Source organism: Lysinibacillus odysseyi 34hs-1 = NBRC 100172 (assembly GCF_001591965.1).
In the GTDB taxonomy this organism is placed as follows: domain Bacteria; phylum Bacillota; class Bacilli; order Bacillales_A; family Planococcaceae; genus Lysinibacillus_B; species Lysinibacillus_B odysseyi.
This window is the reverse complement of record NZ_BCVX01000015.1, coordinates 15,498-34,096: the sequence shown is the minus strand read 5'-3', so window position 1 is coordinate 34,096 and position 18,599 is coordinate 15,498. Positions and strand designations below refer to the sequence as shown.

Sequence of the window (18,599 nt, the reverse complement as noted above, 5' to 3'; positions counted from 1 at the left end):
AGATCTTTTTTAGGAATCAATAAAAAAGTGGATAAGGGGAAGTATGGAAACACTAATTATAGTAGCAGTCGTTGCTGTATTTGTACTCTGGCGCATGAGGACGGCAAAGGGCATTCGCAGCATTTCAGCCCACCAGTTGAAACAGGAGCTGCGCGATCCGAGTAAGCTGTTTATCGATGTGCGGACACCAGCAGAATTTCAAACAAGAAATATTAAACAATTTCGTAATGTGCCGCTCGGGTCTGATTTTTCAAGCCTGCCAAAAGACAAGGAGATCGTTGTCATTTGCAGAAGCGGGATGCGTTCTGCCCAGGCATGTAAGCAACTAAAAAAGATGGGCTACGAGAGAGTAACGAATGTCCGGGGAGGCATTGGCTCTTATTAGAGAAGTAATAACAAAGCAAAAGGCCAAAGGTGACAGCCACCTTTGCCTTCTTGATAAACCGGACGAGCAGGTCCGGTTTTATTTTTTATTATGCAGTATGTAATACATCTTTGCATGCGCTTTATGAAAGAGCTCCATCGCTGAAAATGCTTCAGAAAGGTGAATAACCGTCAGGAAGATACGGGGAAGCTTGTATGCGGGGAAGTCAGCCGGTATACTGCTATCTTTCAACACATAAAGAACACGGTTTCCTGAAAGCGCCAGTTTAGAGGAGGGATAATCGATAAGTGCCTGATAGCAGGCAGCATCCTCTGTAAATGTCAGTAAATAAAGGAAGTCCTCTTTATCTGCCAGTTGTTCTTCGATAGATTGGTGGAAATGGCAAACCGCGTTTTCCTCGCTATATACCTTCTCTTTTTTTACGCTATGATCAAAATGAAGAGAAATCTGCTTGGCCAGTTTTCCTATTTTCTCTATTTTTCGATCAATGGCAGCTATCTTTTCGGGCATGAACTTCACAGAAAGCTGCTTTTGGATAGAAAGTTGCTGTAAAAGAAGATAATACTCCTGCTGCTTTTCATAATACAGGTTAGCTCGTTTCATCAAGCAAAAGGCTTGTGCGTAATACCCCTGCTTTGCCAAAACTCTTGCTCTCAACACTTGAAGCCGAGTCAATTCACCCGGAAAGTTTGGCAAGGAGGGCAGAACGGAAACCTGTTTTTCCAGCTGTTCAAATTGCTCCACTTTTCCTGTAAGACTATAACATTCTAAGAGCGCCATTGCTGCTGAAATACGTGAAGCTTCCTGCTGGATTTCCGTCCGCTGCGAGAAGATATAAGCAAGCTCGGCTATAGCCAGCAGCTTGTCTTCCTTTTCTTCCTTTGCACGATAACGAATAATATTTTTAATAAAATCTGCCAAGTTGTTATATGCTTTACATTCAAAAGCGAGGGACAGCCCTTCCTCATAGTAGGTTAAAGCTGTTGTGGCATCACCATGAATATGTATATAAAAGTGTCCCTTATATAGAAGAAGACGCATAAAAAAAGCAGGATCTTTTAGCGTATCCGCTATGTTTTCAAACAACGGCAGATAGTAGGCAGCTTCTTGGAATTTTGACAGCTGGAAGGCAGCTTCAATCAGCTCGCAAAGTGCAGCAGCTTGCTGCTGTTCTGTATATAGGTGAGGTAAAACTAGTATGCTTTGTTGCAGGCAATGTTCAAATTGCCCTGTACGGGTTAAATAAACTAAATGTTGAATGGATTCTTCGTTAGACATGATATGTGCTAACATATGCAGTTCCTCCAGATGTAATAATTAAAGCTGACTAAAGGTCTGCTCGTAGCGAAGATGGAATTCACGGATCAACTTGGAAATCTCCATCAATTGCTCGGATAAGGCACCTTCGTTTTTCACCTTGTTCTGATAGAATTCTTTAATCACCTTTGCTTGCAGTTCTACAAAAAGGGAAGGATACGGCTCCACCTGTTTGAATTGCTCACTAAATAATTTGCCGATATCAAAAGACATATAGGTTTTAATTTTCCGCTGCGTCTCTTCCGGCAGCACCTCGCAGTAATTCTGCAGCTGATCAATAAAAAGGTTGGTGCAGTAAATAGCCGCCAGCATAGATTCTGATCCGCGCTCTAGGGTAGTGACCTTTAGGCGCTGCATTGTTTCATCTCCACTGATTAGCTTTAACGCCATGGACCGCGCACCGTAAATAAGATTATGCTCAGGATGCAGGACAAGCTCTTCATCTTTAAAGTAGAAATAATTCCACAGATCATACACGAGGGAAAGCGAATGAAAGTTATGCTGATAGCCGTTTCTTAATAAGTATGTATATAGCATGTAGGAATCGTATTTTTCTTCCATTATCTTTTTCATAAAATCGGTCTGAATATACAATGCACCATATAGTTCTTTCAACTCCAAAGCCTCCTCATTAATATGAAGTTCTCCATCTCTAGTAATTATTAAAAATTATAAAAATAAATGGATATATTTACAAATATATTTCCCCTTCCTGTCAGGGTGAAAAAGAATAGAGGGGAACAGGAAAAGCAGGGCTGGCATTCGTTTATGTAAAGTTGATATGACAGAAAAGGGTAAATCAATATGACTAGTAAAATAATGTACATGAAAAACCGCGCTTCTTGAGCTGGAAGTGCGGTTTTCATGTTCAAAATAGAGGTGTTTTTTCAATGTCCAAATGTGGGTGAGTGAATTTCGGATACACGTTCAAAAGTAGCTCTATCTACTTTGCGGAATGTGAACGTCATGCGAAATGCTTTGGAACTGAATTCATCATACATCAAAAGTCTATTATTTTGGGGTTTTTAACATATCCTTAACACAAATGTAATGCATAAAAATACGTCGATTTTGATGTAAAACTTACTATATCAAAGGGAATTGTGAATTAGTTATGCAAAATTTATGACATTCATTTTACAGATGTAACAGGAGGATCTATAGATGATTGGATAACTTATTGGGTATATGAGTAGAAGTAATTACTCAAAAAATGAATAAATGAGGAAGAGATGCTGAAAGGAGAATAGGTTCCAGATCGATAAAACAAGGGAGGAAAGAAGTTGAGTGATATTTTAGAAAAGTAGAAATACTTTTTGTCAACTCTTGTACTCTCTTGCCCTATTTTCTATACTTGAGTCAGGAAAAATTAGGAAAGGAATGGTGGGAAGCATGCATGAAGAACAAAATGAACTACTTTCTGAAGCGGGGCAGGAACAACAAGTAAAGCCGGCAGAAATGCTGTTCATAAATGAATTTACGGATGGCATCGTCGGGCCAGAAAATGAATTTTTAGGGCCATTGCGAGATGGTGGTACCATTATTGCTAATACCGCCCCGGGTTGTTGGGGACCGATGCTTACACCTACTATAAAAGGCAGGCATGAAGTGACAAAGCCTGTGTATATCGAAGGGGCAGAAGTTGGGGATTCTATTGTAGTGGAAATCGAGTCAATCCGTATAACATCATTAGCAACAGCTTCCGGTGTAGAGCAATATATGGGAGACCGCTATATTAGTGATCCTTTTTTAAAAGTAAAATGTCCGGGGTGTGGGAAGCTCCACCCGCAGACGATCGTAAATGGCATCGGACCGGAAGCAATTCGCTGTACTACATGTAATAACGATACAGCACCGATAAAATTTGCCCATGGTTATACGATGGCTTTTCATCCGAAAGGAAAAGTCGGTGTGACAGTAGGAAAAGAAGGGGCACGAAAAATCGGGATCGATCCTCAAAGATACTTACGGCTGCCGGAAAAGTCGGTGCAAAATCCTGTCGTAAGTATGGCACCGAGCGATTTAGCTGGAGTGACTACCCGCGTCCGTCCGTTCATTGCCGAGATTGGGACGATACCTTCCAAGGCCATCCCCGCATCCCATAATGCAGGGGATAGTGGTCTATTACTTGTGGATGCTGATCATGAGCTGCAAATAACCGAGCAAGAGCTAGAAATCCACCGCACAGATGGGCATTTACATCTTCCACAAGTGCGTGAGGGTGCTATCCTCATTTGCCCGGTCCTCGTTAAAGGGGGAGGGCTATACCTGGGAGATATTCATGCGATGCAGGGAGCAGGACAACCAGCAGGCCATGCATCAAATGTTTCAGGTATCGTGCAGGTAAAGGTCAGCTTGCTGAAAAAGGTAAAAGTAGAAGGGCCTGTTCTGCTTCCAAATGAAGAAGATCTGCCGTATCTGGCAAAGCCTTTTACAAAAGAAGAGCGGAAACAGGCACGTGACATTGCGGAAGAGTTTGGAATGAAGCAGCTGGAGGAGGCTTTTCCAATTGCAGTTGTTGGTACAGGTATCACGATTAACGCTGCGACAGACAATGCCCTTCTCCGTATGGCGAAGCTTGTAGAGGCGCCAATAGAAGAAGTAAAGAACCGTGTCACTTTGACAGGCGGTGTTGAAATCGGCCGTTTCCCGGGTCTTGTCCTCATTACGGCCCAGTTCCCGAAAACTGTACTGAAGAATGCACGCATCTTTAAATATGTGAAACGCCAGTACGATTAATTAGACAAAGAGCGTCTGGAAATTTATATTGGGCGCTCTTTCTATGATGGTATGCACGCTGGTTTTCTATGGGTTATTAGATGAGATTGATAAAGGTGATACCTGCCTGCTATTTAACCCATTCACAGTATTGCTTCTTGTCATTCTTGTGTAGATGCTGTCGCCCTTGATCATTTTGCTCTCTTTATTAGGGCAGATTTACGGAACATGAAAGTCCAATCGACTGCGGTATTACATCAGCCTCTTTTAGAAGGCTCAAAACGGAATAAAAAGCCTCGGCTTCTAGAATGAAAAGCAGGCCGCTTTAGGCAATTTTAATAATAGAGGATACAGGTATATTTGGCATTGGCTTAGTACGGGGAATCTGCATATATTTTTTTAAATTTCCTCTATAGAGAAGCTGAAGGCCCTGAATGTTTTTGAAATCGGTCGGCTTTGTAAAATAAGGGCAAATATTATAAGTAATGCCTGCGCGTAAGAACAGTGTAGCAATAAATTGCGAACAGAAGAATGCATACTCACGTTTAAGCCGAATTCGGCAGGCAACACAGAGCAGGCCGACAAAATTGTATTTATATTGCTCCTGATATTGTTTGAAGTGGGAAATTTCCATGCGCAATTTTTCGTATTGCTCGTCGGAAACTTTATATTCATAAATGGCACAATTAGCTCTTCTCAATAATTTTGAACTTACATCTTCCTGAACAAAACCTCCAATAAGAGGATTATTTTCGTGTCTGCGGCCAAAGCTGTACATCTCTTGTAATTCTGCATCAAATGCAATAGATATATGATTGAAAATTTCTCTTGTGTATAGTTGGATGGCTCGCGATAATATAGAGCCCGTTTCCGTTAAGACGATATAAATCGTTTTATTCATACAATCACCTCTTACAGTATCCCTTCCATATTAGCAATCAAACCTTTTGAAAAAAGGAATGAAATTCTTAAGTTACTCTTAATTTATTACGTATAAAAATGAAAAAGGATTCAATAAATGGGTATGTATTCCATTAATAATTTTATGTAAATCAGGAGACATAGACAACTGTGGTTTTATAGCCCCTATAAAAAATAAAAAAGCCAGCCTGCAGTAGATTGCAGGCCGGCGTGCTAACTTTTTTATAGTATGAATGCTTATGATTAAGTGAGAATATCATTTTCTCTAAGCTCGGTGATTAATGCTTCTGAATAGCCGAGTTCCTTTAGGATTTCATTTGTATGCTCGCCCATTTTAACGCCGGCAAATTTATAAATAGGCTCTACTCCGTCAAATTTAAGAGCCGTACCAATCTGGCGCTGTGTTGTCCCGTCCTTCTTTGGTACTTCTACAACCATATTACGAGCAATAAGCTGCGGATGTTCACATGCTTCTTCAAATGTCAGGACAGGCTCCACACAGCCATGGAAGTCTTCATTAAAAACTTCGAGCCATTCTGCATAAGTCTTGGATTTAAAAGCGTCACATACAGCCTCTTTAAATCGCATTTGTGTGTAGTAGGAATCATTGAAAGTACTGTCGATAAGTTCGGGAATATCCAATGCTTCACATAGGAGCTTCCGGAATGGCGGCTCTAAGCTGCCGACGGAGAAATAACGCTCATCCTTTGTCTGATAGTAATCATAAAATGTACCGCCGTTTAAAATTTCCTCCTCCGGTTTTGGACATCTGCCGCTGCCGAAGAACTGAGAGCCGTATAAGGCATTCATTGTAAAAACAGCATCCGTCATCGACACATCGATGTATTTTCCCTTCCCTGTTTTTTCGCGGTGTAATGCCGCAGCGAGCACCCCTACTGCTGCGTGCAATGTCCCCCCGGCAACATCGGCAATTTGGATACCCATTGCAGCTGGTTTTTTTCCTTTCAGCCGGGAGTGGTCGAGGACACCCGCGACTGACAAGTAATTGTTATCATGGCCCGGTCTATTGGCAAAAGGCCCGTTCTGTCCATAGCCTGTAATAGAACAATAGATGAGTTTCGGATTCACTTCTTTCAATTCCTCATAGCCGAGCCCCAGGCGGTCCATTACACCTGGCCGGAACCCTTCGATAATAATGTCATATTCTTTAATAAGTGCTTTCACAATTTCCACTGCCTGCTCTGTTTTCAGGTTCAATGTCAGTGATTTTTTTGATCGGTTCAAATGCTGATGAATGTATGATTCTTGATCTTCGTCATACGGAGGCATAATCCGCATTAAATCCACTCTTCTAGATGATTCAATATGGATGACATCCGCCCCAAGGTCAGCAAATAGCATCGTTGCTAACGGGCCAGGCAGCAATGAAGAAAAGTCGAGAATTTTCAACCCGTTTAAAATTGTCATTTTCCCATCCCCTTTAATTTGGTCCATAACAAGAATTCTGTAATAATACAGATAATATTTGTTTTAACAGTATTATAACAGTTATTTTTGTAAAATCATATCTCTAACTAGTATTATAGGGTAAATTTTCTGAAAATTAAATAAGCAAGAATGAAGACTATAGTTGTGTCCCCACGTAAGCACGCATTTATAGCCATTACCCTGTGATCACAAAATAGCGGGAGAAGGATACTGCTTTAGGAAGCTCTTCTGCAAGAATATCCATTCTTTACGAAACAGAGAATACGGATTTCTATCCCGATTCAGGAGTGCTATAAAAAAATAAAAGAAAAAATAGTAATAAAACTACTACTTTGTTTATAAACTAATATGAAGGGGAAGTGTAAAAAAAAGAGGGTAGGGGGAAGAACGATGAATGTGCAAAAAGCAAGAGTCCATGATCAAATTTTATTTAACCGCTTCAATGAAACATTGGAAGGAACGGTTATAAAACGTTATGAAAATTCTGTTGTCGTCAAGTTAACTCTCGAATCATATAATAAAGTATTAGAAGATTTACCGAATGACTTAACAGTTGTGAATGATAAAAACTATCAAATCATTTATCAGGCAAGCGAGAATAAGGAACTTGCTTAATCATAAAAAGGATGGTGCTGCTTGGCATGCACGCATCCTTTTTTTAGACACTCCTACTATGCACGCTACACGGATATTTTTCGTATGGCTCTTTTTTTAGTTCTGCTGCATTGAAGTTTCCCATTATTCTCTTTTAAATAGAGATGTGAAAAACAAAAAACCCGGCAGAAGAAATGCTGCTTCCGCCAGGCTTAATTGTTACTGCCTGTAAAAATTGATAGTAAAGTAAGGGGCCCCTTTACTATTAAATGCCACCCCTACTAAAACGTGCGTGAAATTTTCCCTTAGTATATTATCCCGATGCCCTTTGGAGTTCATCAATGCCTCATGTGCATAAATCGCACTATACTGTCCGTATGCTAAGTTTTCCCCATACCAGCTAAACATTAATCCGCCCGCCTGCATACGTCTAAGTGCAGTATTCCCATCGGGGTCCGTGTGGCTGAAATAATTGTTCATGGCCATATCTGCACTATGCTTACGACCAATGTCATTATGCTGGGGTGTATAGATTAACGGGTGCAGCCCCTCTGCTACACGTGTCTGATTGATCAAATGCACCATCATCTCTTCTAGAGAGTCACGGTAGGCATTGGTAGTAGCTGTCCGGAAAAACCCAGGCTTTGTTGCTTCAGTTGTCTTTTTCACCCAAGTGATAGAGCGGACGATATTACTTTTATGTATATCATAGAAAAATGTTACATAGTAGTCACCGATGACGTATGTGCCGCTTGTTTTGTTGCCATTGCTATCTTTGTAATTTTGCGTGTAATTTACTCTATCCTTTGAGATATAATGGATAGGTTCACCGTATTTTTTCTCTACATCTGTCCGGTTAGCTCCTACGGTAATACCAAAGGCTGATTGCCCGCTCCTTGTTTCATATCCTCCTGTTTCTTCACTAGCTGTCCGTCCAATTAAATAGAATTCCTTATAATCCTCACTCATCATATTCCATGTCATGTCATATTCTGATTCAAAAGTTTTATAAGCCGGTTGGGAAGGGACGTTTACAGTTGTGAATAAGACGGTTACAGCTTCATTCATGACCTTCCCGTTTAAGTCCGTAATGTTCGGCGACACAACTAATTGATAGTCAGAGGAGTACGAGAGCTGCTCTGTAGGCTTCACCGTCAAAATATTACCGGACACAGAGGTAGCGATAGCAACTTTAGTGGAGCCTTTTGACATATAGACATTCCGGTCAATAGAACGGGGATCGATATCCCGGTTAAATGTCACTTTCCATTCTTTATTAAGTTCGACATTAGAAAAGCTTGGCCACGTTTTAGCCGCAGCCACTTCAGTGAATAGAGCGATAAACAATAGAGAAGCGACGATGGTCATCACTGCTGTAGGTTTCTTCATTTTCCGGAGTCCTCTTTCCTGTGTACTTTTTCATAGTATTTTTCGTACTTTTTTCATGCTCTTTAAATAGTTCGAAAGACTCTAAATTTATCCTCATCACATACTTTTTATCTAAAATAAATTGAAATATTGGATCTAAAGGAAGAGGGGGGTGAAGAGTTCTTTGGTACGAGTATGTAAGAGGGGAAAATGTAACTTTCCTAAAAACTTTTTTATATTTAAACTATTTTAATAAAGTAAACAAAAAGGAACGTAACGGCTCCAATTTATTAATTTTCTGGGCGGTGAAGTAAAAATACTATGGGTTTTTTGCTATTTTTTCATTTCGCTCGCTATTCCTTTTATTTGTATGCATATAGACCCTCTCACGTAAAACAGATCTCTTATTTTTAGAAAATAATATTGTATTTTTTAGTTAAAAAATCATGTATTTACATAAAATGTCGTGTTTGTTAAAGTTAAGTTGAAAATTATGGTATTTAAATTGACTGAATAAGAAATTAGTGAAGTGAGGGGACATGCTCATAGAAATAGGGGATGGGGTGGAAGAACTATGTTTAACATTGGGAAAATGTTAACTGATCGGGCAAACTTATTAGGGGAAAAAGAGGGGTTCGTTTCAAATGATGTGCGCTTTACTTTTGCAGAGATAAATAGCCGTGCCAATGCACTCGCACATTTCCTTTTGGCGAAAGGCTTTAAACCGGGGGAAAAAATAGCGATCGTATGTAAAAATAATGAAGACTTTATTGCTTCCTTTTTTGGGGCGGCGAAAATCGGTGTCATCTCTGTCGTTGTGAACTGCAGGCTCCGGGCACAGGAAATGACAGATATTTTTAATCATAGCAGGGTAAAAGCGGTAGTATATGATGCAGGACTTAAAAGTGTGATTGAGCAGACTAAAGCTGAAACTGCTATTCCTTATTATTTATCTAATAAAGGCAATACTGGGGAATATCTTATTTCTCATATCGTACAATTTTATCCTCTGCATGAGCCCACATATGCCACATTTGATGATGAGCCGATTTTAATAATGTATACATCAGGTACGACCGGCAAGCCAAAGGGTGCCATGCTGTCGCATCATAATTTGCTTGCTTCGGCTGTAGGGCTTTCTTCTACCATTACCTTATGGGAGACAGATCGATTCCTGCTTGTCGTCCCCATGTTTCATATTGCAGGACTTGTTCCGCTTATTACGACGATTCATACTGGAGCAACAGCCATTCTGATGGAAGAGTTTGAGCCGATTGCTGCATGGCGTATTATCGAGAAAGAGCGTATTAGTAATATGATGTCAGTACCGGAAATGCTTGCTTCCCTTATCAAGACCTTTGATATTATGAAGCCGAATTTATCCACACTTCGGGCGATTACTTGCGGAGCAGCGAGTGTCCCGCAGCAAATCATTCTTGTATTCAAGCAGTTTGGCATTCCTGTCCAGCAAGTATATGGATTGACTGAGTATACAGGAAGCCTGACAATTTGGCGCAGCGAGTTTGATGCCGGGAAATATGGTTCGAAGGGTAAACATGTCATGTACAGTGAAATGAAGATCATCTCGCTGGAAACAGGCAAGGTGCTGCCTCCATATGAAAACGGGGAAGTGATATGCCGGGGACCGCAGACATTTCTCGGCTATTACGAAAATGAAGAAGAAACAAACAAAGTCTTAAAGGACGGTTGGTATTATACAGGGGATATCGGGCATGTCGATGAGGAAGGCTTTTTGTATTTGGTAGGCCGGCTGAAAGATATTATTATCAGCAATGGAGAAAAAATCTATAGCGCAGAAATCGAAGCTGTGCTTATGAGGCATCCGGCCGTTGAACAGGCTGCTGTCATTGGTGTGCCGGATGCTTATTTTGGGGAAGTTCCACAGGCTTATATTGAGCTCAAAAAACAGGCGGCTGCCACTGCTGAGGAGCTGATGGACTTTTGCAGACAGGAATTAGCTGCCTATAAGGTTGTAAAGGAAATTATTTTTATGGAAAGGCTGCCGAAAAATACTGTTGGCAAAGTGTTGAAAGGCGAGTTGAGAAGTGTACAGCTATATTTATAAAAATCGTAGGCGGTGAGTACCCGGAAGTTTAAAAATCTTTCAGAGAACACACTGCCACTTGATAAATAGTTAGAGGTAATTATTATTCCCCTTTAATTTCGATTAAAGAAGGTATCCAAAAACAACCTTGGATGCCTTTTTTGTTATAATAAGCAAAAAATGTTGAGGTGCGATTATGGAGGAACAAGTGCGTTACTTAACAATTGGCGAAATGTCAAAAATTACAAATTTGCCGATTCGTACATTACATTATTACGACCAAATTGGTTTATTCAAACCGCTATACGTTGATTCGGTAACAAATTACCGTTATTATAGCGAGTCACAAATTTATAAACTCGATTTAATTAAATCGCTTAAATACATCGGTACGTCGCTTGAACATATTAAGAAGGCACAATCATTGACACCTGAACAACTCTACGGATTCTTAACAGAGCAGGAGCAGATTGTCGAGAAAAAGGTAAAGCGAATGCTTGAGGTGCAGCAAACACTTTTAAAAACGAAAAAGCTGCTTGAGGAGCAAATTACTATTCCAGCCTATAATAAAGTGTATGAAATGGAAGTGGCAAGTCAGCGCTTGCTTGCAATCAAAACTAAGGGCGTCAACATTTTAGATGTGCCTGACAAATATTTTAGTTCACTCATTAAAACGGTAGAGCGTGGAGGCAGTGTGATGAACAGCAGGTATGGCGGTATTTATCCGCTAAAGCCCTATGCGAGGATTGAGGAAATCTATTACGACTACTTTTTTACGCCGCTATTAACGGAGCGCTATTTAGAGATGTTGAATAAAGATGTCGAAGTATTGAGGATGCCCGCCGGGAGATATGCTTGTATTGCTTTTGAATTTAATGAATTGGCTTATTTTCAGGCGTATAAGCAGTTGGAAGCTTATGTGAAGTATCCTCAATCCGTAGTATATGAGGTATTTATGCCAAACAATTATTCAGCAGAGGAGCTGTCAAGCTATGTTGTTGAATTAAAAGTAAAAATCCTTTAAAGCGAAGAGCAAGCTAGTTGACCTTACAGTTACTGTAGGGTTTATGCTATGGAATAGACTGAAAGAGAAGTAGAGGTTTTCAACATGGAGAAAAAGGAAAAATTAACGCTCAGCCTGCTATTGATGAACTTATTTATTGCGTTTTTAGGAATCGGCCTCGTAATTCCAGTACTGCCTACGCTTATGAATGAGCTCCATATTAGCGGGAAAGTTGTCGGCTATTTAACGGCGGCGTTTGCGTTAACACAATTAATTGTTTCGCCGTTTTCAGGAAAAGCGGTCGACCGTTTTGGTCGTAAAGTTATGATTGTATTAGGCTTGTTCGTTTTCGGCTTTTCTGAATTTTTATTTGGGATGGGGAAAACGATTGAAGTGTTGTTTATTTCACGTATTTTAGGAGGCGTCAGTGCGGCATTTATCATGCCAGCCGCGACGGCGTTCATTGCAGATATTACGACGCTTGAAACACGCCCAAAAGCGCTCGGCTATATGTCGGCTGCGATTAGCACAGGGTTTATTATCGGTCCGGGGATCGGTGGCTTTCTGGCAGATATCGGGACGCGTGTGCCATTTTATACAGCTGGGGTACTCGGGGTCTTGGCGGCTATCTTATCGATGTTGCTGCTGAGTGAGCCGCAGCGTCAGGAGGAGCTGCTTACAGAGTCGGAAATGACAGGTAAGAGCAGCCTGGGTAAAATTCTTATGCCGAAGTTTTTAATCGCTTTTATCGTTATTTTCGTTGCATCGTTTGGCCTGGCGGCATTTGAGTCGTTCTTTTCACTATTTGCCGACCATAAGTTTGCGTTTAAGCCAACCGATATTGCAATCGCAATTACGGGTGGTGCGATTTTAGGAGCCATTTTCCAAGTGGCACTCTTTGATCCGCTGATGAAGGCACTTGGGGAAATTAATTTAATCCGTCTTAGTTTAGGCCTTTCGGCGATATTGGTGCTGGCATTAACATTTGTCAATTCGTATTGGATGATTATGGCCGTGACGTTTACAGTATTTATCGGATTTGATTTAATTCGCCCAGCTGTGACAACGTATTTATCACGCATTGCAGGAAGTGAGCAAGGGTTTGTCGGAGGGATGAACTCATTCTTTACGTCGCTTGCAAATGTATTTGGTCCGATTATTGGCGGTATTATGTTCGATATCGATATTAACTATCCGTTCTATTTCGGTACAGTTGTGATTATTCTTGGCCTGGTAATGGCGATGTTTTGGAAAAATCCAAAAGAGAAAACTGTATGATGGAATAAAATATAAGGGCTGTCCAAGTGTCAGGTGAATAATGACTCTTTGGCAGCCTTTTATATATTCACCGGAAAGTTAATAAGAAAAAAAGGACGCTTTTTATATATAAATAATTTTTCAAACCTCCGCTAGTAGAAGTAGGAGGCACTCCCGTTTCCCAAAAAGCAGCGTACCCGACAGCTATCCCTTCCTCAAGTCCCGTATTTTGATATTGAAGGCTGTGTTCCTGAACCTTCTCTCACATGGCGCTTTTACTCTGTCATCCTTTTCTTCCAATTCTTTATCAATTTTTAGAAGGCTCCAACCGATATAGGTACTATAGACAATAAATGATAATGGTTGATAATAGATGATTTCTCGTACTTGAAAGGAGCGTTACCCCTATGGAGAAAAGGAATTTACAAAAAATAAATAAAGCGGCTGTTGCGACTGTCCTTGCAGCAAGCGGTATCACGATCTCAGCGCCGGCTGTCCCGACGAAAGCAAGCGGTTTTACAGATCTTAATCCTGAAGCAGATAACTATAAACCAATACTTGAACTATATAACCGGGGTTATATAAGCGGCTATAAAGACGGCACATTTCGTCCGAATCAGGCTGTCACACGTGGTCAGGCAGCCAAAATGCTGGCACAGGCACTGAATCTAAATATGACAAATCCAAAAAACCCGAGATTCAGTGATGTCCCAACGAGTAACGGCTTTTATCAATACATTGCAGCGCTCGCGGGGGCCGGTATTATTACTGGCTACAGTGACCAGACATTCCGGCCGAACGAGCCCATTACACGTAATCAAATGGCAAAGATTTTAACGCTCGGCTATAAATTTCAGCAGTCAACAAAGCTTACGCATGATTTCCGTGATGTTGCCGAGTCAAATCCGAACCGTTTTTACATACAAACACTTTATGATCTGGGCATTACAAAAGGAACAACACAAATAACGTATTCCCCTTACGGCTCTGTCACACGCGGCCAACTGGCTACATTCATCTACCGGGCTGAAAATACAACAGCCGATGCTGTGAAGCCAGTAAAAGAGATTAGCAGTATCTCGGGTTCTTCCGTTTATATTAATGGGATTGCCTATCGGGTGGATGCTTCCCTGCGTGACCTTATCAATGAAACAAATGCACCTGCATTGAAAGGTGCTCATATAGAAGGGCAGATCATTGGAGAAACGTTGAAATCCATTTCTTCTTTGACACTAAATGCTGAGGGAAACAAAAACCGTATCCTTGTTTTGGACGGCAATTATTCTACATTTACAGGGGAATTGACCATTCAGGGGAATTATATCCGCTTAAAAAACTGGACGATAACTGGGCAGGTAAAAATAACTGAAGCACCGCGCCGGACATTGAGCAATTTAGCGGGCCCGCTGTCAAATCTGCGGGTTGCCAGTCTCTCCGGCTTCGGCTTTATTGATTGGTCAAAACCGACGGATACAACAGAAGAGGATGATGACCCAAGCTACAATGATGGTGGTCATGACTTGGAAACTAAACCGCCAATTCTTCCAGGCGGCAATGTAGTAGAAAAAATGCCGGTTACCGAGAAATTTGTAGACTTCACGAATTGCTCCGTTAGCCGTCTTATTATTGAAGCAAACCGTACACATATAGAAGCAGCAAAGACAATCCCGCAGCTTACTGTAAGAGGCTGGGTCCGCCAATTTGAAGTGTATGCCAATATCGACACACTTTATATTGAGACAGATGTGGCGACAACGATGTACGGTGTAGGCAATATAAATAAAATCTATAAAAACAGCTATAAAAATGTTTACCTGAACAGCTCAGGCCATGCGAATCTGCTGGTCGTGGATAATACAGGGGGCAAAATCGACCTCGGTGATAATTTCTATGTTGATAAAGTGATTATTCCGCCAAATAAAATGCCTAATGACATCTTCAATGATTTTATTAAAGATAACGATAAGATCGGTGATATTGAAGATCCAAACGGCAACGATGTCGACCGTGACCCAATTGAGGATACAATCATCCCTGACTGGGAGGAGCCGGCTGCACAGATCGTGCGAGTTGATGTCGATGGCACAAACGCAAAGGCCCAAATCACTTCTACAGAAAAAGGAAGATACTATTTCACGGTTAAAAGAAAAGACGAAAAGCCGCCTTCCATCCGTGAAATTCTGGATGATGCCAAGACAACAACCCTTAAAACATCCGGCCAGGGAATGATCGGCGCCGACCTGAAGGCTACATTTGATATTGCCGGTCTCGTTGAAATGACTGATTATACGTTATATGTCGTAGTAAGTGATGAGGCAGGCAACTATTCGGATAAGGTTTCGAAGGACTTTACGACAATGGATGGGACGCCGCCAGTTATTACGAATCTGGATGCCCTTCCACTACCGGGAGGGAAACGGGCGGATGTCACATTTAATGCTTCAGAGAGCGGTCGCTATTACTATCGCGTAGTACCTAAAGTAGCCGATACAACTCCACCTACAGTGAAGGAAGTTATGGAATCCTCAGGGGCCCTATCTGGAACAGGGAAGGCAAATGCCGGCAGCAATTCCATACGCATAAGTGGATTAACACATCTAACAGAGTATGTTATCTATATGGTAATGGAAGATGATTCCGGTAATTTAACGACAAATGTAGTAAGCGATATTTTTACTACACGCGAGCTGGATGACATCCTGCCGACTGTGAGTCCAGATATCAAAATCGTTGGAAGTACACAAGATGAGCCAACTGTTATTCAATTGACATTCAGTGAACCGATGGATAAAGAAACAGCGGAGAATGTAAAGAATTATATATTGAGCGGAACAGGTAACTTAACAGGAAATCCTTATACTGCAAAATTGGAAAGTAACGGAAGGGTTGTTACATTAACGATTCCTTCAATGGCAGCCTTTGTAAATAATGATACCTTGATTGTTACAGTACAAAATGTAACTGATATTGCCGGAAACGCAATTTTGAAGGGAGCCAGTACATCGGTTGCAACGTACAGGCATCAAAGTAATACAAAGCCTGTAATCGAGAGTTTGGAAGCTAAAGATATGGGGACGAATACTGATGGTAATACTTTAGTAAAAACGGAGTTCACTACAAAACTTACAGGAACATATTACTATATGATTGTTCCGGTTGCACCGAGTGAAAGTGCTCCACCTTCTAACACATTTAAAGAGCCGACAATTTCCGAAGTAGTATTCCCTAAGGATTATCAAATGCCAACAGGAATAGGTGATGATAAAAAGGTAGATATCAATACAAAAATGCCTAATACACCTATAGTTTTAGATAATCAAACGGTTCTTTTCGGGAAAGGAACAGCAAATGAACTGACAAACAGTTTCCAATTACTGCACCCGAAAAATGACCTTGATAAAAATAAGACTGGCTACAAAATTTACATGGTATTACAAGATAGAAATGGGAACTATTCCTTGCTGAAACAAGCAGATTATATCCGGGATGAGGAAAAGCCTCAAATTTTAAAAAATAAATCATACTTTGTTAATCCTAATGACAAGAGCAGTTCTTATGAATTATTCTTTTATCCGGATAATTACGTACCGAATACTGTCCAAACTTTTGAGTTCCATATCAAATTCTCTGAACCAATGGACCCTACCTCAATGGCCAAACGTGAAAATTATCGGTTGGAAGGTTTAGCAGGAGAATTTTTAAATGTAAGTTCTGTTACAATGGGAGAAGATAGTAGTACAGCGGTACTGAAACTGCAATCCAAGGTTTCCCCGGCATTTATTGAATACTTAATTAAGCACGATTACAATTTAACGATAAAAGTAGACGGCGTGTATGACTTTAATAAACTTCAGTTCGTAAATGATGAAGTATCGTTTAAATATACGGACAAGGTTAAGCCAATTCTGAAGGAAATGAATAGCGAAGGGATAAAGGCATTACGAGACTATTCTGTCAGTCTATCAAATGATGATTTATATATAAAATTATCGTTCAGCGAGAATATTAAAGATTTCCCTGCTGACGGTTTTGAAATTATGTCCTCCACAGGTACAAAAACGTATACTGTAGCAAATGTAGCATATGCAAAAGATGAGAAATCAAAGGACATAAAAAATGAGTTAATTTTAAAGGTGGGAGAAGGGGCAACAGGTTTAGTACAAAATGAGGATCTGAAAATTACCGTCAATGAAAAAGTAAAGGATGAACAGGGGAATAGTGTGTATACTGTAGATAATAAATATAACCAAGCTATCTATAGATATAGAAACATTTCTGCTGTCATTGATGGTACAGAGCTTGATCCATCTAATATGACTAGCACAGGCGGAGTAAAAACTAGCCGCAGTGCATATATCGTTACGACAATCTCAAATATGGGAAGCAAGGCTAAATTCTATTATGTAGTATTGCCAAGTAGAGCTGAGAAGCCAAAAACATTACAAGATATTATCAGCTATTCAAATAGTGCAGATTCTTCTGCTTACGGCTCAGCTACAGTAGAAACGCCTGGTACCCGACAGTTGTTAGATGCGGTAGTTACTTCAGGAAATCCAAATGCCGTTTTTGTTGAGGGGTATACTCTTTATCTTATAGTCATTGATGAGTATAATAATATTTCGACTATCCAAGAGAAGAAAATTGATCCTCCCCCAGCATCTGCAAATAAGTAAACTTGTTAATATAAATTACAACATTAAAAACATTAAAGGTTTGATTATGGTATTAAACATAATCAAACCTTTTTGTCTTTCTTCAATGCTAATGTTTCGGTTAGTTAGAGATAATAGCCTGCTAAAGAAGCACTCTCCGGCAGGCTTGAATTATCGTCATTCGTAAAAAAACTGCACCTTTTCTTAAACCTACAATTCCTTCACGACCGTCTCAGCAAAGCGGTCATGCGGAAGCTCAGATCCATCTTTCCCTTCAAATGCATGGCGGTCTTTTAAATAATCAAACGTACTGATTGTATCGCGGTAAAGCATACGTTTGGCGATTTGTGTATCAGTTGGCTTTGTGCCGTCTTCGTTTTCCAGTGCTAGCTTCATTGCTTTATAGCCAATTGTTTGGCCGTTCTTTCGCAGCTGGACATATTCTAATCCCCACATTACTAAAGTAGGTGTTACGAGGTTATGGACTGCCTCACTTTTTACTTTTTTACGTAAAAGATACTCAACCCCAAGAGATACCGTTGTGGAGACAGCCATGTCAATCATAATGGCAGCGACCCGCTTTTTTGTAATAGATTTCAAAAAAACACCCCTTTATTTTGTAAGTCTTTCACTCTCTTTCATCATAAAGAGTACTCCTCCTGGTGGGCAACTAAAAGCCCCGCTCAAGGTTTACTATAGAAATGATTTGAAAGGTAATTCGCGGGTAGTTGTCATAATATCGCGGGTATTTACCCCAAAATCGCGAGTATTTCCAAAAAAAATCGCCGGTAAGATCCTAAAGGGCAAAGGAAATCCTAAAAAGTAATGAGTAGGGAATCTTCTCCAGAAAAATTCCCTATTTTCCGTGTA

The 18,599-nt window shown here is 40.5% G+C and carries 13 protein-coding genes; 7 read left to right on the top strand and 6 right to left on the bottom strand.

The features are described 5' to 3' along the window. The first annotated feature begins 43 nt into the window (after nucleotides 1-43). Complete coding sequence (locus BOD01S_RS20270) at nucleotides 44-385, top strand: rhodanese-like domain-containing protein (RefSeq protein ID WP_036151567.1); 342 nt, start codon at nucleotides 44-46, stop codon at nucleotides 383-385. A gap of 78 nt (nucleotides 386-463) precedes the next feature. Here BOD01S_RS20270 and BOD01S_RS20265 read toward each other — a convergent pair whose 3' ends face one another. Both BOD01S_RS20265 and BOD01S_RS20260 read right to left on the bottom strand, forming a co-directional pair. After that, the gene (locus tag BOD01S_RS20265; protein ID WP_036151569.1) at nucleotides 464-1,678 is read right to left on the bottom strand and encodes a hypothetical protein; all 1,215 of its coding nucleotides are present in this window, start codon (nucleotides 1,676-1,678) and stop codon (nucleotides 464-466) included. Between the two features lie 24 nt (nucleotides 1,679-1,702). Continuing rightward, nucleotides 1,703-2,317 (bottom strand): hypothetical protein, encoded by a 615-nt coding sequence (locus BOD01S_RS20260; protein WP_036151572.1) that lies wholly within the window; start codon nucleotides 2,315-2,317, stop codon nucleotides 1,703-1,705. A 777-nt stretch (nucleotides 2,318-3,094) separates the two neighbouring features. Here BOD01S_RS20260 and BOD01S_RS20255 point away from each other — a divergent pair. After that, nucleotides 3,095-4,441 (top strand): acetamidase/formamidase family protein, encoded by a 1,347-nt coding sequence (locus tag BOD01S_RS20255; protein ID WP_233153182.1) that lies wholly within the window; start codon nucleotides 3,095-3,097, stop codon nucleotides 4,439-4,441. A gap of 304 nt (nucleotides 4,442-4,745) precedes the next feature. On the opposite strand, the gene BOD01S_RS20250 is transcribed toward BOD01S_RS20255, so the two are convergent. Together BOD01S_RS20250 and BOD01S_RS20245 are read right to left on the bottom strand one after the other, a co-directional pair. Beyond that, nucleotides 4,746-5,321: a hypothetical protein gene (locus BOD01S_RS20250; protein ID WP_036151577.1), complete on the bottom strand. Its 576-nt coding sequence runs from the start codon at nucleotides 5,319-5,321 to the stop codon at nucleotides 4,746-4,748. A 263-nt stretch (nucleotides 5,322-5,584) separates the two neighbouring features. Further along, nucleotides 5,585-6,769 (bottom strand): CaiB/BaiF CoA transferase family protein, encoded by a 1,185-nt coding sequence (locus BOD01S_RS20245; RefSeq protein ID WP_036151579.1) that lies wholly within the window; start codon nucleotides 6,767-6,769, stop codon nucleotides 5,585-5,587. Between the two features lie 411 nt (nucleotides 6,770-7,180). Between BOD01S_RS20245 and BOD01S_RS20240 the strand changes: the two genes are divergently transcribed. Next, nucleotides 7,181-7,405 carry a DUF2187 family protein gene (locus BOD01S_RS20240; RefSeq protein ID WP_036151581.1) on the top strand — a complete coding sequence of 75 codons (225 nt, stop codon included), beginning with the start codon at nucleotides 7,181-7,183 and terminating at the stop codon, nucleotides 7,403-7,405. A 198-nt stretch (nucleotides 7,406-7,603) separates the two neighbouring features. Here BOD01S_RS20240 and BOD01S_RS20235 read toward each other — a convergent pair whose 3' ends face one another. Continuing rightward, on the bottom strand, nucleotides 7,604-8,773 hold the full coding sequence (locus tag BOD01S_RS20235; protein ID WP_052124714.1) for an Ig-like domain-containing protein: 1,170 nt from the start codon (nucleotides 8,771-8,773) through the stop codon (nucleotides 7,604-7,606). Between the two features lie 553 nt (nucleotides 8,774-9,326). Between BOD01S_RS20235 and BOD01S_RS20230 the strand changes: the two genes are divergently transcribed. The 4 genes from BOD01S_RS20230 to BOD01S_RS20215 all read left to right on the top strand — a co-directional run bounded on the left by BOD01S_RS20230 (nucleotide 9,327) and on the right by BOD01S_RS20215 (nucleotide 17,750). Next, complete coding sequence (locus tag BOD01S_RS20230) at nucleotides 9,327-10,838, top strand: class I adenylate-forming enzyme family protein (protein WP_036151584.1); 1,512 nt, start codon at nucleotides 9,327-9,329, stop codon at nucleotides 10,836-10,838. A gap of 175 nt (nucleotides 10,839-11,013) precedes the next feature. Next, nucleotides 11,014-11,841, top strand: coding sequence for a MerR family transcriptional regulator (locus BOD01S_RS20225; protein WP_036151587.1), 828 nt, complete (start codon nucleotides 11,014-11,016; stop codon nucleotides 11,839-11,841). Nucleotides 11,842-11,925: 84 nt separating this feature from the next. Continuing rightward, a complete protein-coding gene (norA, locus tag BOD01S_RS20220; protein ID WP_036151590.1) occupies nucleotides 11,926-13,098 on the top strand; it encodes a multidrug efflux MFS transporter NorA in 1,173 nt (390 codons plus the stop codon). A 386-nt stretch (nucleotides 13,099-13,484) separates the two neighbouring features. Further along, entirely contained in the window at nucleotides 13,485-17,750 is a 4,266-nt protein-coding gene (locus tag BOD01S_RS20215; RefSeq protein WP_052124715.1) for an S-layer homology domain-containing protein, read from the top strand. Nucleotides 17,751-17,939: 189 nt separating this feature from the next. Here the strand turns inward: BOD01S_RS20215 and BOD01S_RS20210 are convergent, their stop codons facing one another. Continuing rightward, nucleotides 17,940-18,329: an RDD family protein gene (locus BOD01S_RS20210; protein WP_036151592.1), complete on the bottom strand. Its 390-nt coding sequence runs from the start codon at nucleotides 18,327-18,329 to the stop codon at nucleotides 17,940-17,942. Nucleotides 18,330-18,599: the final 270 nt, after the last annotated feature.